Origin of the sequence: Noviherbaspirillum sedimenti (genome assembly GCF_003590835.1) — a bacterium.
Lineage (GTDB): Bacteria > Pseudomonadota > Gammaproteobacteria > Burkholderiales > Burkholderiaceae_D > Paucimonas > Paucimonas sedimenti.
The window spans coordinates 98,397-112,518 of the sequence record NZ_QYUQ01000002.1 but is presented as its reverse complement, the minus strand read 5'-3'; the positions used below and the strand labels follow the sequence as shown (position 1 = coordinate 112,518).

Annotated in this window: 9 protein-coding genes; 5 read left to right on the top strand and 4 right to left on the bottom strand. The window is 63.3% G+C overall.

Going from position 1 to position 14,122, the window contains the following annotated elements; translation table 11 throughout:
* Position 1: 1 nt before the first annotated feature.
* The 4 genes from D3878_RS00580 to D3878_RS00565 all read right to left on the bottom strand — a co-directional run bounded on the left by D3878_RS00580 (position 2) and on the right by D3878_RS00565 (position 5,984).
* Positions 2-2,107 (bottom strand): TonB-dependent receptor, encoded by a 2,106-nt coding sequence (locus tag D3878_RS00580; protein WP_119783706.1) that lies wholly within the window; start codon positions 2,105-2,107, stop codon positions 2-4.
* A 258-nt stretch (positions 2,108-2,365) separates the two neighbouring features.
* Positions 2,366-3,082, bottom strand: coding sequence for a DUF4198 domain-containing protein (locus tag D3878_RS00575; RefSeq protein ID WP_119783705.1), 717 nt, complete (start codon positions 3,080-3,082; stop codon positions 2,366-2,368).
* On the bottom strand, positions 3,082-3,762 hold the full coding sequence (locus D3878_RS00570; RefSeq protein WP_119783704.1) for a Fe2+-dependent dioxygenase: 681 nt from the start codon (positions 3,760-3,762) through the stop codon (positions 3,082-3,084). Before D3878_RS00570 ends, D3878_RS00575 begins: the two co-directional genes overlap by 1 nt.
* 17 nt (positions 3,763-3,779) lie before the next feature.
* Entirely contained in the window at positions 3,780-5,984 is a 2,205-nt protein-coding gene (locus D3878_RS00565; RefSeq protein ID WP_119783703.1) for a TonB-dependent receptor, read from the bottom strand.
* Positions 5,985-6,366: 382 nt separating this feature from the next.
* On the opposite strand from D3878_RS00565, the gene D3878_RS00560 reads away from it, so the two are divergent.
* From D3878_RS00560 to D3878_RS00540, 5 genes are all read left to right on the top strand, one after another.
* On the top strand, positions 6,367-7,755 hold the full coding sequence (locus D3878_RS00560) for a DEAD/DEAH box helicase (protein WP_119783702.1): 1,389 nt from the start codon (positions 6,367-6,369) through the stop codon (positions 7,753-7,755).
* A gap of 486 nt (positions 7,756-8,241) precedes the next feature.
* Positions 8,242-8,421: a DUF2934 domain-containing protein gene (locus tag D3878_RS00555; protein ID WP_158592136.1), complete on the top strand. Its 180-nt coding sequence runs from the start codon at positions 8,242-8,244 to the stop codon at positions 8,419-8,421.
* A gap of 7 nt (positions 8,422-8,428) precedes the next feature.
* Entirely contained in the window at positions 8,429-9,727 is a 1,299-nt protein-coding gene (locus tag D3878_RS00550; protein WP_119783700.1) for an MFS transporter, read from the top strand.
* Complete coding sequence (locus D3878_RS00545) at positions 9,724-12,516, top strand: AMP-binding protein (protein WP_119783699.1); 2,793 nt, start codon at positions 9,724-9,726, stop codon at positions 12,514-12,516. Before D3878_RS00550 ends, D3878_RS00545 begins: the two co-directional genes overlap by 4 nt.
* A gap of 267 nt (positions 12,517-12,783) precedes the next feature.
* Entirely contained in the window at positions 12,784-14,067 is a 1,284-nt protein-coding gene (locus tag D3878_RS00540) for a DUF2325 domain-containing protein (RefSeq protein WP_233556184.1), read from the top strand.
* Positions 14,068-14,122 lie beyond the last annotated feature (55 nt).

Here is a 14,122-nt window from a genome sequence, read left to right as displayed (position 1 = left end):
CTCAGAAGTTATAGCGCGCGGTCAGCTGCACGGAACGCGGCGCGCCCGGCAGGTTCAGGTTGGCCGATGAGCCGTGGCCCGAAACGATGTACTCGCGATCGAACAGGTTCATGAAGTTCAACTGCAGGTCCAGACCCTGCCACTTGTAGCCGACCATCGCATCCACGGTCGTATAGGCAGGCAAGGTCACGGTGTTGGCCGGATCGGCCTTGCGGTCGCCAACGTAATTGACGCCCGCGCCTGTCCGCCAGCCATTGCCGAGCGCCTTGGTCAACCACAGGTTGGCGCTGTGTTTCGGCGTCAGGGTGGCACGCCTGCCTTGCAATCCCGGCGTCGGCGACGAGGTCACCTTGGCATCGAGATAGGCGTAACCGGACCAGATCTGCCATCCCTGCGGCAGCTCGCCGGTGAAGGTCAGTTCCAGGCCGTCGGTACGTTGCACGCCGACCGGCACCAGCACGCCGGGCGTTGCCGGATTGGTCGATTTGATATTGGTGCGTTCCAGCTGGAACAGCGCGGCGCTTGCGGAAGCGCGGCCATCGAGGAAATCGAACTTGGCGCCGATTTCCTTGTTGGTGGTTTCTTCCGGCTCGATCTGCGCATTGTTCGCCGCCAGCGGGAAGCTTTCGGCGGAAGGCTGAAAGGACTTGCTGAAGGATACGTAATACGACTGGTTCTGGGTCGGCTGGAACACCAGGCCGGCACGGGGACTCCAGGCCGTATCGGTGCGGTCCAGGTTGGACTGGCCGACGCGCCGCTCCCTGGTTTCCTGCTGATACTTGTCGTAGCGCACGCCGGCCAATGCTTTCCACTGGTCGCTCAGGCTCACCAGATCCTGCACATAGGCGCTGGCCACCGTCAGGATGCCCAGGTTATCGGTAGTGGGCGCCGCGGTGACGGCAAACGGCAGCACGGGCGCCACCGGATTGAACAAAGAGACCGTGGCGATATTATTTTGCGTGCGGAACACCTGATCCTTGTTTTGCTTGCCGAATTCCACGCCATACAACACTTGATGCGGCATGCCTGCCAGCGTGGTTTTCTGCACCAGTTCGGTCTGGTTGAAATAGCCATCTTCCTCGCGCCGCACGTTGCTGCGGTTGAGCGATGCCGTCAGCGCCGCCGGATTGACGGAGCCGACCAGGGTATTATTGCGGTCGAGCGTATAGTCGTAACGGCGGAAGGCGTTGCGCACCGACCATTCGCTGTTGAAGCGGTGCGTCAGGGTGAAGCCGAGCGCCGACACACGCGATTCCGTGTAGTCGAAATTCCTGGCATTCGCGGCGCCATAATACGTACTGGGCGGAACGTTGACCGGCAAGCCGTTCAGTGCTGGGACGCCGAAATCGGTCACGCGGCGGTCTTCCAGGTATTCGCCTTGAATCAGCAGGTTGGTGTCGGTGCCCAGCTTGATCGACAAGGAAGGCGACAGTGCCTGGCGGTCCAGGAATTGCTGGTCGCGATAACTGTCGGCGCGTTCCAGCGCGCCGGTCACGCGGAAGGCTACGCCGGCATCGCTGTAATTGCGGCCGAGATCGAACTCGCCGCGGCGCTGCTTCCAGCTGCCGACCGTCAGTGCGACCTCGTTTTTATCGATGCCGGGCTTTTTGGTAATACGGTTGATCAGGCCGCCCGACGATCCTCTGCCATACAGCACGGATGCAGGCCCTTTGATGACTTCCACCTGTTCGATATTCGACAGGTCACGGAAATACAGCGCATCGTCACGCAAGCCATCGATGAACTGGTCGGCAATCGCCGAAAAGCCACGGATCGTGACCTGATCGCGCTGGCCGTCGCCATGCGATAAGCCGATGCCCGGCACCGATTTCATCACGGCTTCCATCGAACGCGCGCCCTGGTCGCGGATCAGGCTTTGCGGCACGACATTGACGGTTTGCGGAATGTCGCGCAGGGGTGCCTCGATCTTGGTGGCGCTGACCGCTGTCGACGCGTTGTAAGTCGGCGGCAATTCGCGGCCGCCCGTCACTTTAACTTCAGGCAAGCTTGCTTCTGGCGCAGCCGCAGGATTAGCCTGGGCATAGGCCGAACTCGTGAGTTGTTGCAAGGAAAGCGCGACAAGCAGCGCCAGTTTGTTCTTTTTCATTGGAGTGGTATTCCCTAAAGGTAGAAAAGCGGCGACTCGCTGTTCAGTTCTTGATGTAATCGGCTGGCGAGCGACGCGACTCGAACCTACCCCCTGAGTATCCCAAGGAAGACCAGTGGGGTAGTGCCCTAGATTCGCGCCGGCATGATTCCTGACAGCAAAATAAGTACTTTTCAAATAATAATACGAACGAGAATTATTCTCAACAAATAAAATCACGTCCGGCCAGGATGCCTGACCTCGCCACCCCGCCGACGATCAGCGCCCGGCAGGCCAGGCAATCCCTTCATTGACCAAAAACGACAGGGTGCTCACGTGGCGGAGGCGGTTATATTTTTCGCCAGCGGCTTCACCTGGCGTAGGGTCGATATGAATGGCTTCAATTACATAACGTCCGGCCCAGGGTGTAGCGATCATGACCTGGCCTTGATCATCAGTCTTGAAAGACTTTTCCCACTTAGGCGGCCCATATACCTTGATTTCCGTATTGGCGAGCGGCGCGCCACGCAGCATCAAAGTGAACTGGTTAGCGTTGGCTGCAGCAGGCACGAGATCCAGATCAAGCTTCGCCTGGGTGCTGCTGCGGCCGTTCTTGGCATGAAATACCGTTTTGGTTTTGCCGCCGGCCTGCTTGTCTTCGCGCGGCGCAAGGCCGCTTTCAACCAGCGTCACATCTTCGGCGCTGCTGGTCTGGATTTCCAGATGATCGGCCCGTCGATCGATTTTCAGCGCTTGCCTGGCATCGCCGGCAAATGCGAGCGGCGAAGCAATCCGGTCGAGCGCAGCACCGGATTTTTCAATTTTGTCATTTTCCCATTCGCCGAAATAAGCACGGACAGGGCCGGTCGCATCGCGCTCGATCCAGACGTAATGCGCATGAGCCGCAGCGGAGGCGGCAAGCATCATCAATACAAACAGAGGTTTTTTCATGGATTGCACCTTTTTTAAATGAAGTTGTTTTACCGGGCTGCCCATCAAGGCTCTGCCCACATGCGTAGCAGGTTGTGGTAGCTTCCCGTCAGCTGCACCAGCGCGTGTTCATCGGCGCCGCTGCGGCTAAGCCGCTGGATCGCGCTGTCCAGATCGAATAGCAGCGTGCGTTGGGCATCGTCCCGGATCATGCTCTGTATCCAGAAAAACGATGCCAGCCGCATCCCGCGCGTGACCGGGTTGACCCGGTGCAGGCTGGTCGATGGGTAGAGAATCATGTGCCCGGCCGGCAGCTTGGCCGAATGCACGCCATAGGTATCTTCGATCAGCAGCTCGCCACCCTCATACTCGTCCGGCCCGGTGAAAAACAGCGTGGCCGAAACGTCGGTGCGCAGCTTGCGTCCGCTGCCCGGCAGCAGGCGCACCGCATTGTCGATATGGTCGCCGAAATGCCCGCCACCTTCGTAGCGGTTGAACAGCGGCGGATACACCACGGAAGGCAATGCCGCACTGATGAAAAGCGGATTGCGTTCCAGCGCCGCCAGGACGAGATTACCCAGTTGCAGCGCGACCGGCGAGCCCTCGGGCAGTTGCCGGTTATCCTTGACCCTACTGCCCTGGTAGCCGGCCGTGACGCGCCCATCGACCCAGTCGGCGGTCTCCAGCACGTCGCGGCATTGCCGGACCTGGTCCGGAGTCAGCACGTCGGGAATCGTTAGCAGCATCGCAGTTCATCCTTGCATCAGAAGCGGTAGGCCAGCGTGACGATTGCAGTGCGACCTTTCACCGGCGTGGCGCGGCCGCCGGATGCCGACTCGAAGTACTTCTTGTCCGTCAGGTTTTGCAGGCTCAGGCGCACGTCGTATTTTTTCTGCCTGTATGCCAGCGTAGCATCGACGCGCGTATACCCATCAATCATCGCCGTTTCAAAATTGTTGACGAAGCGGTCGGACGAATACACCAGGCCGCCGCCCGCTTCCCAGTTGCCCGCAAAGCTGTAGGTGGACCAGATCGAAGCGCTGTGGCGCGGCGTATTTTGCAGCGTCTTGCCTTGGGAGCGGATGCCGGCATCGGCGCCGGTGCCGGTATCGAGCGACTCGACGATTTTACCGTCGAGGAAGGTATAGCCGGCCATGACTTGCCATGCCGGTGTAATGCGCCCGACCACGCCCAGCTCTATGCCCTGGACCCGCACATTGCCATTCAGGGAAACCAATGCGGTCAATGGATCGGTGGTGCGCGCATTGGTCTTTTCGACGCGAAACACGGCGGTATTGACCGACAGATTACCGTTGAGGAAATCGAGCTTCGCGCCTGCTTCGATCGAGCGGTTCTTTTCCGGATCGAGCCCGGCAGTCGTGGCCGACTGGGTGACGGCTTCGGCAGACGGATTCGACGACGTGCCGTATGACAGATAATACGATTGCGCATCAGTCGGCTGGTAGATGACGCCGGCACGGACATTGAACATAGAGTCGGAATTCGGCACCGCCGCTGCCGTCGTATCCGCGGGGAATCCTGCAGGCAGCGCGAATTTCTGCAGGGTGGAACTGGCCTTGAAACGCTCCCAGCGCGCGCCGCCGACCAGCTTCCATTGCTTGTTCAGATCGATCTGGTCATTGACATAGACAGCCAGCGTGTCGGCTGTCGTATTGACGGTCCGGCTCAATGCGCGCGCGCCCTGGCGCGTGCCGTTGACCGGATTGCCGAGGTTGATGTTGCGGTTGGCATTCGCCGTATTCCAGACATAACGATTTTCGCGGTACTCGTCGCGGCCGAACTCGATGCCGGTGGTCACCGTATGCAGCATCGAACCGGCCTGGATCCTGGCGACCAGGTCGGTCTGGTTGGAAAACGACTTCTGCCGCACGGTGCGGTCGCGGTCCTGGCGCGGCGCCACCAGCAGGTTGAGCGGGTCGTTCAGCGACGGCGTGCCGCCGCCGATGCGCGTGACGGCGCCCAGCGGCGAGGGTGAGGCTTCAGTGGTGTAGTCGGCGACCTGGGTCTGGTTGCGCAAGGTCAGCGTCGGGCTGATCTTGTGTCGAATCGTCGCGTTCAAGACGTTGACTTCCTGTTCGAAACGGTCATCGGTATACCCGTAAAAGCGGTTCGCGGGCGCATTGACCGGCTTGCGCACCGTGCCGGCGCCATTCGTCGTCACCAGCGGGAAGCCGAAATCCGGCGTATCGTCATTGCGCTGGAACAGGCCCGACAAGGTGACTTCGGTGGGCGTGCCGATACCAAATCTCAAGGATGGCGCAATGCCCCAATCCTTGTTTTCCACCACGTCGCGGGTGGAATGCAGGCTCTGGCCGAATGCATTGACGCGAAATGCCGAAGTGTCCGAGAGAGCGCGGTTCAAGTCAACTGTCGTGCGATAGTAATCGTCCGTTCCCACGCCCACCGTCACTTCGCTGACCGGCTTCAGGCCCGGCTTCTTGCTGACTTGATTGATCACGCCGCCGGTCGAGCCACGCCCGAACAGCATCGACGATGGCCCCTTGAGGACTTCCACCGCCTCGACGTTGAAAGTATCGCGGGTGTATTGGCCGAGATCGCGGAAGCCATCCATGAAGATGTCGGTGCGCGCCGAAAAGCCGCGCAGATTGATGTTGTCGCCGATGTTGCCGCCTTCGCCGGCGGAAATCGTAATGCCGGGCACGTTGCGCAGCGCTTCCGTCATCGTCGACGCCGCCTGCGCCTCCAGCACGGCGCGATTGATCACCGTGACCGATTGCGGAATGTCGCGGATCAGGGCGGGCGTCGCGCCGCCGATCGAGCTGCGCGCCGGCGCGTAATCCTCGCCAGCGGCGTTGTCGCGCACGACCACTTCCGGCAGGGAGTTCGTTTGTTGTGCCGCTTGGGCAAAAGCTGGTTGCTGAAACAATACAGGGGTTGCAAACGCAGCCATCATCGCAGCTGCGACCGGGGTGAAACGTCGGTTCATGGTTATCCTTGTTAATCAGTGATCAATGCCCGCATCACAGTGAGCAGGCAATGAGGTGGCTGGCTAGTCGGATAAAAATGACAAAACCCGGTTGGCTGGCTTGGAAATGGCGGAATAAAATCAGTTAAAAGCAGGCTAATTATAAATGATAATTATTATCATTTGCAATACCCGATTAGTACCGTCCTTGCCGGCTTCGAAAGACTTGATTACCAGCAACAAGAAGCGAGCAAGCGTCACCGGACAATGACTGTTATACTGATTTTTGCGGCTGTATTCCAGTCAACCTGCCGCTGTCCCTAGACTCTCCGTAGTCCAACCCGTTTGCCTGCGACTGGCGCCTTCATATCAGGCGACAGGCCGATAAAACTCAAGAATCCACATGTCATTTTCCCAGCTCGGCTTGTCCGAGGCGATCGTTCGTGCCGTTACCGAATACGGCTACACCACGCCCACCCCGATCCAGCAGCAAGCCATCCCCGCGGTACTCGCCGGCGGCGATCTGCTGGCGGGCGCCCAGACCGGCACCGGCAAGACCGCCGGCTTTACCCTGCCGATCCTGCATCGCCTGTCTGCCGTGAGCCGGGCGGAAGGCGCCAGGCGCCCGATCCGCGCACTGGTGCTCACGCCGACGCGCGAACTCGCAGCGCAGATTGGCGACAGCGTCAAAACCTACGGCAAATATGTGAAGCTGAATTCGGCGGTCATCTTTGGCGGCGTCAACATCAACCCGCAAGTAACCCTGTTGAAGCAAGGCGTCGATATCCTGGTCGCCACCCCCGGCCGCCTGCTCGACCATCTTCAGCAAGGCACCATGAAGCTCGACCAGGTGGAAATCCTGGTGCTGGACGAAGCCGACCGCATGCTCGACATGGGCTTCATCCATGACATCAAGCGCGTGCTCGCATTGCTGCCGAAGAAGCGCCAGAACCTGCTGTTCTCCGCCACCTTCTCCGACGAGATCAAGGCGCTGACCGATCGCCTGCTGGATAACCCGGCAATGATCGAAGTGGCGCGCCGCAACGCCACCGCCGATATCGTTACGCAAAAGATCCATCCGGTCGACCGCAACCGCAAGCATGCGCTGCTGGCCCACCTGATCAAGGAAAAAAACTGGTTCCAGGTGCTGGTGTTTACCCGCACCAAGCATGGCGCCAACAAACTGGTGGAACAGCTGGGCAAGGAAGACATCAGTGCCATGGCGATTCACGGCAACAAGAGCCAGGCAGCGCGCACGCGTGCCCTGGCCGAATTCAAGAGCGCCAAGCTGCAGGTGCTGGTGGCGACCGATATCGCTGCGCGCGGCATCGACATCGACCAGTTGCCGCAAGTGGTCAACTATGACTTGCCGAATGTGCCGGAAGACTACGTCCACCGCATTGGCCGCACCGGCCGCGCCGGCGCTTCCGGCGAAGCAGTCTCGCTGGTGTGCGTGGATGAACACGACATGCTGAAAGGCATTGAAAAGCTCATCAAGCAAAACCTGGCGCGTGAAGTGGTCGCCGGCTTCGAGCCGGATCCGAACGCCAGGCCACAGCCGATCCAGCTGCGCAGCGAAGATCACCAGCGTGGCGGCGGCGGTCGTAACGGCGGCCGTAACGGTGGTGGTGGTGGCGGCGGACGCCAGGGCGCCGGCGGCAAGCCGCGCTCTGCCCAGCCGGGACAACCGGGCCAGTCGCAAGGCCAGCGCAAACCCGCCGGCCCGCGCCCGGACCAGGGCGCTGCACCACGGCCGGCGTCGCCGCACCGCAGCGGCGGCCGAGGCCGCTAAGCCGTAGCGTCAAAAGCAAAAAAGCTCCTGCGCATCATCGCCCAGGAGCTTTTTTTATATCGCAATCCAGTAGTGTCCGGTTAAATCTAGCTTGAAGCCCGTAAAAGCCAATGTTGGTGTGGCTTTGCCGTCGATTTTATTTGGTGCCGATTTGAATCTTGTTTTCTCAATAATGGGGGTAGGGGAATTGCGTCCGCAGTGCCGCCATTCCCCCTGTTTCACGATTGCACAAGCGTCCAGACCGCGTTCACGCACCTTGCATGGGAATCAAGCTCGCACTTCAGCAGGTTCATGAAATATCCGGGCCAGCCCTTCAGCCAGCGAGTATTTGATCCAGGGCATGAACGCCTTGCCGACGATGAGCTACAGTAGTTTCCGACGGGACAACGGACCGGGAAGGAGGCCGACCCGCCGCTGCGCTTCCGGACCTGAGGCGATTCATCACCGCCTTGGGCTTTTCGGCATGATGTGTCAATGGAGAGTATCTTGACAAAGCAAAGACGTGGCAAGACCCAGCCCCAACCGCAGCAAATGACCGCCATCGCCGCCAATTACCTGGCCGAACGGCGCGGTCTCTTCCCGGGCCAGAAACTGGCGGACTGGTTGCGCGCCGAAAGGGAGATCGAGTCGCACCTGCAGTCAGGCCTGCCGTCAAGCAGCGGCTGAGCCCGGCGTGAGACCCGCCCTGCGCGCCGAGGCGCGCCCGCGCGACGTGTGGGCCTGGGCGATGTATGACTTCGCCAACTCCGGCTACACCACGGTGGTCATCACTGCGCTGTTCAACGCCTATTTCGTCGCCGTGGTGGCGGATGGCCAGCCCTGGGCGACGCTGGCCTGGACGGCGGCGCTGGCGGTGTCCTATCTGGCCGTCCTCGCCACCGCGCCGGTCGTCGGCGCCTTCGCCGACCTCAGGGCCGCCAAGAAACGGCTGCTGGCGCTTTCGACGGCGGGCTGCGTGCTGTTCACGGCGCTCCTGTATTTCGCGCAGCCCGGCGCGCTGTGGCTGGCCGTGGCCTGCCTCGTTCTGTCCAATTTCTTCTTCGGCACGGGCGAGAACCTGATCGCCGCCTTCCTGCCGGAACTGGCGCGCGGACGCGGCATGGGCCGGGTGTCCGGCTGGGGCTGGGGCCTGGGTTATCTGGGCGGCCTGTTCACCCTCGGCCTGTGCCTCGCCTGGATCGCCTGGGCGGAAAAGCGGGGGCAAGGTGCAGCGGATTACGTGCCGGTCGCCATGCTGATCACCGCGGCCGTGTTCGCGCTCGCCAGCCTGCCGACCTTGCTGCTGCTGCCCGAGCGCGCCGTCCCCCGCGAGGGCCGCGCGCTCGACGCCTGGCGGGAAGTGGCGCGCACATTGCGCTCCGCAGCGGGCTTTCCCGACCTGCGCCGTTTTCTCACCGCCGCGCTGTGCTACCAGGCCGGGGTGCATACCGTGATCGCCCTGGCGGCCATCTATGCCAATCAGGCCATGGGCTTCACGACGCAGCAGACGCTGCTGCTGGTTTTGGCGGTCAATGTCGCGGCGGCGGCGGGCGCTTTCCTGTTCGGCCACGTGCAGGATCGCCTCGGGCCGGTGCGCGCCATCGCCTGGGTGCTGGTCGGCTGGCTGTTCACCATCGTCCTGGCGGCGCTTGCGCGAACGCCCGGCACGTTCTGGGCGGCGGCGCATCTGGCCGGCCTGTGCCTGGGCGCCTCGCAGTCCGGCGGCCGCGCGCTCGTCGGGCTGCTGTCGCCGCCGTCGCGACGCGCCGAGTTCTTCGGCTTCTGGGGACTTGCCACGAAGCTCTCCGCCATCCTCGGCCCCTTGAGCTACGGCCTCGTCACCTGGGCGAGCGATGGCGACCACCGCCGGGCACTGTGGGCGACGGGCCTGTTCTTCGTGGTCGGGCTGGCGCTGCTCACCGGCGTGCACGCCGGTCGCGGACGACGCGCCGCGCTGCGCGCAGAGCGCGCTCTTGCGAAAGCCCCCCCATGAATCACGGCGACCGCCTGTTGGCTCTCGTGCGCGCCCTGGCGGCAGAGCTCAAGCCCGGCGCGGGCGACTTCTCCGCGCTTGGCCTTGATCATCGTCTGGAGCGCGACTTCGGTCTCGACAGCCTGGCCCGAGTGGAACTGCTGGCACGCATCGAGCGCGAGATGGGCGCACGGCTGGGCGAGGCGGCGCTTGCCGCCGAAACGCCCGCCGACCTGCTGCGACTGATCGGCGACGCGCCGTGGCCGAATGTTCCGCTCACAAGCGCCGTCGCGCCAGCGCCGACCCCTGGTAACTTCGTTGCGCCGCCGGCCGAGTTCGCCACGCTGACGGCGGTGCTCGACTGGCATGTCCGGCATCAGGGTGAGCGCATCCACATCATCCTGCTCGGTGAGGACGGGCGGGAGGATGCGATCAGCTACGCACGGCTGGCCGCCGCAGCACGGGCGGTTGCGGCCGGCCTGCTGGCGCGCGGCGCGCCGCCGGGCAGCCGCGTCGCCCTGATGCTGCCCACGGGCCTGGATTTCTTCGCCGCGTTTTATGGCGTGCTCCAGGCCGGCTGCGTGCCGGTGCCGCTCTATCCCCCGGCACGGCCGGCGCAACTGGAAGAGCACCTGCGCCGCATCGCCGGCATCCTCGCCAACGCCGGCGCCCGCTGGTTCGTCGCCGATCCCCGCGCGCGCGCCTTCGCCGAGGCGCTGTCCGGCAAGTGTCCGACGCTGGCCGGCATCGTCACCGTCGCCGAGCTGGCCGCTCCCGTCGCGATGGCGCCGATGCCCACCCTCGCCGCCGGCGACCTCGCCTTCATCCAGTACACCTCCGGCAGCACCGGCGATCCGAAGGGCGTCGCGCTCACCCACGCCAACCTGCTCGCCAACATCCGCGCCATGCGGCAGGCGGCGCGGGCGACGCCCGCCGACGTGTTCGTCTCCTGGCTGCCGCTCTACCACGACATGGGGCTGATCGGCGCCGGCATGGGCAGCATGGTGGTCGGCTTCCCGCTGGTGCTGCTGTCGCCGCTCGCCTTCCTCTCCCGGCCCGTGCGCTGGCTGGAAGCGATTTCCCGCCATCGCGGCACGCTCTCGGCGGCGCCCAATTTCGCCTACGAGATCTGCGCCAACAAGCTCACGGACAGCGAGCTCACTGGCCTGGACCTGTCCTGCTGGCGCATGGCCTGCAACGGCGCCGAGGCCGTCAGCCCGGTCACGCTGGAACGCTTCGCCGCACGCCTGGCGCCGTATGGGCTGCGGCGCGAGGCGCTGGCGCCCGTCTATGGCCTGGCCGAATGTTCGGTGGGACTGGCCTTCCCGCCGCCGGGGCGCGGCCCGCGCATCGACCGGGTGGCGCGCCGGGCGCTTGCGGACGAGGGACTGGCGCAGCCGGTCGGGGACGACCTGCCCGGCGCCCAGGCCGTGCCCGGCTGCGGCCACGCCCTGCCCGGCCATGCGATCCGCATCGTCGATGCGGCGGGGCGCGAACTCCCCGAGCGGCGCGTCGGCCGCATCCAGTTCCGCGGACCGTCGGCCACCGCCGGCTACTTCGAGAATCCCGCCGCGACGGCGAAGCTGTTCGACGGCGACTGGCTCAATTCAGGCGACCTGGGCTATCTCGCCGGCGGCGAACTGTTCGTCACCGGCCGCGAGAAGGATCTGATCATCCGCGGCGGTCACAACATCCATCCGCAGGAGCTGGAAGAGGCTGTCGGTCGCATCGCCGGCGTGCGTGCCGGCAATGTCGTGGCGTTTCCCGCCACCGATCCGCGCGCCGGCACCGAGCGCCTGGTGGTGCTCGCCGAAACGCGCGCGGCGGCGGCAGCGCACGCGCGCATCCGCGCGGAGGTCGAGCGGCTCGCCGTCGAGCTCACCGGCCTGCCGGCGGACGAGGTCGTGCTCGCACCGCCCGGAACGGTGTTGAAAACCTCCAGCGGCAAGCTGCGCCGCGCCGCCTGCCGGACCGCCTACGAGCGCGGCGAGCTGTTGCGCCGCCCGCGCTCCCCCCGGCTGCAGGTGCTCAGGCTTCTGCGCGACGCCGCGATCGTCCGCCTGCGCACCGCGCTGCGAAGGGCTGCCGGCGGCCTCTGGGGGTTCTGGGCCTGGACCGTCTTCGCACTGCTGGCGCCGCCGTTCTGGCTGCTGATCGCCCTGGCGCCGACGCTGGCGTTGCGCCGCGCGGCAGCCCGCGCCGGGGCGCGCCTGGCGCTGGCGGCAGGCGGCATCCTGCCGCGCGTGACGGGTCTGGAAAATCTGCCGGACGGCGGCCCCGCGATCGTCGTGGCCAACCACGCCAGCTATCTGGACGGCATGGCGCTGACCGCCGCGCTGCCCGCCCGCTTCGCCTATGCCGCCAAGCAGGAACTGCTCGGCCATCCGCTGTCGGCGACGCCGCTCAAGCGTCTTGACGCGGCTTTCGTCGAACGATTCGATACCGCCCGCGGCGTCGAAGACACTGCGGCCCTGGAGGCGCGCGCGCGCGCGGGCGATTCCCTCATCTTCTTTGCCGAGGGAACCTTCCACGAGGCGCCGGGGCTGTTGCCCTTCCGCATGGGCGCCTTCCTGGCGGCCGCCCGCGCCGGCGTTCCCATTGTCCCCGTCACCCTCAGCGGAACCCGTGCCCTGCTCCCCGGCCGGCGGCGCTGGCCGCGCCACAGCCCGCTCGCGGTAACGATCCATGCGCCGCTCATCCCCGCCGGGACGGACTGGCACGCCGCGCTCGCCCTGCGCGACGCCGCACGGGCCGTCATTCTCGCCCGACTGGGCGAACCGGATGCCGGCTATGATGACTATCTCATTTAATCGACAGGGGAAATCCGCAAGTTGTTGCTGCCCACGATTGTTATTTGCAAATGCAATTCATTTGTCTTTCCTCACAGAAATTTCTCCGCCTAAATTCATCGGCATGCACATTCTTTCGTGCTTACTCCAGATCATTTCTTTACAATTTTAATGCGAATGATTATCATTAACATCAATTGAGTCGCCAGCCACCAGCTCGCCCGATCCTTACCGCCTGGAGATTCACGATGCAAATCCAGCTGCGCCGCGGCCGGCAACAGGAGCCCCATGATGTGTGATCACGATGCAAAGCAAGCATTCTCCCTGCACTTCCACGCGCCCGGCCCAGGCCATGATGCCGCGGCGACGACGGGATCGAGACGGCGTCGTTTGTGGGATCTCCCGCAGCAATGCCACTGCCCCGTGGTGGGGGTCTGCCTGCCGCTCGAAACCTTGAGCAGGCTGGCCAGCAAGGCCTTGGGCGGAAAAGCCATCGCGAGCGACTATGAAGTGCATGTCGGCGCCGTGGCGGAATGTGTGCAGCGAAATCGCCTGTCCGAGCTGATGCAAAATGAACTGGACAGGCGCTATGCCCGCAAAATTCGGGATTTCAGGTCAGCAAAAAACACGCAAGCCTTGCAGGACATGTGGGTCGAGGCGGTTCGGCAGAGCGATGTATCCGGCGCATTCTGGGCTGCCTTGACGCACCCTCGCTGCGATGCGGTTTTGCAGGAAACGCTGTGCCGCGACATGCACATGATCCAGCATCAGGCTGGTGCAAGCCTCCGCACTGACATCACCAGATTCAATGCGCTGCAGCATGAAAACGGCATCCTGACGCGTGAACTTGCCAAGGCACAGGAGCGTGCTACCCGCATCATCGCGGAAAAATCCACCGAGATTGCGCATCTCACTACCCAGGTTTTTCGCGTCCGCGCAGAGAGCATTGCAAAAGACAGCCGCATCGCCTTTCTGACCGAAGACATGGCAGTCCTGAAAGCATCGCTTCCAGACCTTGAGACCATCACTCGCTTGCAGAAAAAAATCGAACAGATGGCGCTTCGGCAATCGACCGTGGATGAACAGAATGCCAGGCTGAGGCAAGAACTGGCTTCCGCCAGAAAATTGCTCGCTGCCCTGCCCAACGATACTTCCGAGGCGGCCAAGGCAGTGATCGCCGGGCACGCGGAACCATGCATCGTGCCCGTGCATTTGCATCACAAGACCGTACTTTGCGTCGGCGGACGCAACGGCAGCATTGCATCCTACCGCGACATCATCGAACGGGTCGGCGGCCGGTTTGCCCATCACGATGGCGGCCTGGAAGACAGTCCCAACGTCCTGGACGCCAATCTTGCAGCAGCTGACCTGGTGATATGCCAGACTGGCTGCATCAGCCACAATGCCTACTGGAAGGTGAAAGATTTCTGCAAACGTAACGGCAAGCGCTGCGTATTTGTTGAAAATCCAAGTGCAACATCGCTGATGCGCGGCCTGCAACAGATATCTGCCACCGATTCTGACATTCCCGCAACAAATGATCGGTCGGCGCCACTCATGACAACGACCTAATCGACGGAATTTTGAATGACTTGAACGGCGGCCAACGCCCCTGGAAAGACCCGCC

Bases quoted from the DNA above. Each gene is read 5' to 3' on its own strand.
- D3878_RS00580 (WP_119783706.1), bottom strand. From the start codon at position 2,107: ATGAAAAAGAACAAACTGGCGCTGCTTGTCGCGCTTTCCTTGCAACAA.
- D3878_RS00575 (WP_119783705.1), bottom strand. From the start codon at position 3,082: ATGGGCAGCCCGGTAAAACAACTTCATTTAAAAAAGGTGCAATCCATG.
- D3878_RS00570 (WP_119783704.1), bottom strand. From the start codon at position 3,762: ATGCTGCTAACGATTCCCGACGTGCTGACTCCGGACCAGGTCCGGCAA.
- D3878_RS00565 (WP_119783703.1), bottom strand. From the start codon at position 5,984: ATGAACCGACGTTTCACCCCGGTCGCAGCTGCGATGATGGCTGCGTTT.
- D3878_RS00560 (WP_119783702.1), top strand. From the start codon at position 6,367: ATGTCATTTTCCCAGCTCGGCTTGTCCGAGGCGATCGTTCGTGCCGTT.
- D3878_RS00545 (WP_119783699.1), top strand. From the start codon at position 9,724: ATGAATCACGGCGACCGCCTGTTGGCTCTCGTGCGCGCCCTGGCGGCA.
- D3878_RS00540 (WP_233556184.1), top strand. From the start codon at position 12,784: ATGATGTGTGATCACGATGCAAAGCAAGCATTCTCCCTGCACTTCCAC.